A 1394-nucleotide genomic window follows, 5' to 3' on the forward strand; every position below is an offset into this window, starting at 1 on the left:
CCGGCCAGGGACCGGGATCCGGAGTGGTTCAAACGCGCCGTCTTCTACGAGGTCCTCGTCCGCTCCTTCCAGGACAGCAACGGCGACGGCGTCGGCGACCTGAAGGGCCTGACCGCCAAACTCGACTATCTGCAGTGGCTGGGCGTCGACTGCCTGTGGCTGCCCCCCTTCTTCAAGTCCCCGCTCAGGGACGGCGGTTACGACGTCTCCGACTACACCGCGGTGCTCCCCGAGTTCGGCGACCTGGCCGACTTCGTGGAGTTCGTCGACGCCGCCCACCAGCGCGGCATGCGCGTGATCATCGACTTCGTGATGAACCACACCAGCGACCAGCACCCGTGGTTCCAGGAGTCCCGCAAGGACCCCGACGGCCCCTACGGCGACTTCTACGTCTGGGCCGACGACGACAAGCAGTACCAGGACGCGCGGATCATCTTCGTCGACACCGAGGTGTCCAACTGGACCTTCGACCCGGTCCGCGGCCAGTACTACTGGCACCGGTTCTTCTCCCACCAGCCGGACCTGAACTACGAGAGCCCCGCGGTGCAGGAGGAGATCCTGGCCGCCCTCCGCTTCTGGCTGGACCTGGGCATCGACGGCTTCCGGCTGGACGCGGTGCCGTACCTCTACGCGCAGGAGGGCACCAACTGCGAGAACCTGCCCGCCACCCACGAGTTCCTCAAGCGGGTGCGCAAGGAGATCGACGCCCAGTACCCCGACACGGTGCTGCTGGCGGAGGCCAACCAGTGGCCGGAGGACGTCGTCGACTACTTCGGCGACTACGCCACCGGCGGCGACGAGTGCCACATGGCCTTCCACTTCCCGGTCATGCCCCGCATCTTCATGGCCGTGCGCCGCGAGTCCCGCTACCCGGTCTCCGAGATCCTCGCCAAGACCCCCGCCATCCCCTCCAAGTGCCAGTGGGGCATCTTCCTGCGCAACCACGACGAGCTGACCCTGGAGATGGTCACCGACGAGGAGCGCGACTACATGTGGGCCGAGTACGCCAAGGATCCCCGCATGCGCGCCAACATCGGCATCCGCCGCCGCCTGGCCACCCTGCTGGACAACGACCGCAACCAGATCGAGCTCTTCGGCTCCCTGCTGCTGTCCCTGCCCGGCAGCCCGATCCTGTACTACGGCGACGAGATCGGCATGGGCGACAACATCTGGCTCGGCGACCGCGACGCGGTGCGCACCCCCATGCAGTGGACCCCCGACCGCAACGCGGGCTTCTCCTCCTGCGACCCCGGCCGCCTGTTCCTGCCCACGATCATGGACCCGGTCTACGGCTACCAGGTCACCAACGTCGAGGCGTCGATGTCCTCGCCGTCCTCGCTGCTGCACTGGACCCGCCGCATGATCGAGATCCGCAAGCAGAACCCCGCCTTCGG

At 67.3% G+C, this 1394-nt stretch carries 1 protein-coding gene; it reads left to right on the forward strand.

The genetic code is table 11. From position 1 onward, the window contains the following. A partial coding sequence (gene treS / locus C1I97_RS37240; protein ID WP_111007283.1) for a maltose alpha-D-glucosyltransferase occupies window positions 1-1394 on the forward strand: 1394 nt, incomplete at both ends.

It is taken from the genome of Streptomyces sp. NTH33 (assembly GCF_003236365.1).
In the GTDB taxonomy this organism is placed as follows: domain Bacteria; phylum Actinomycetota; class Actinomycetes; order Streptomycetales; family Streptomycetaceae; genus Streptomyces.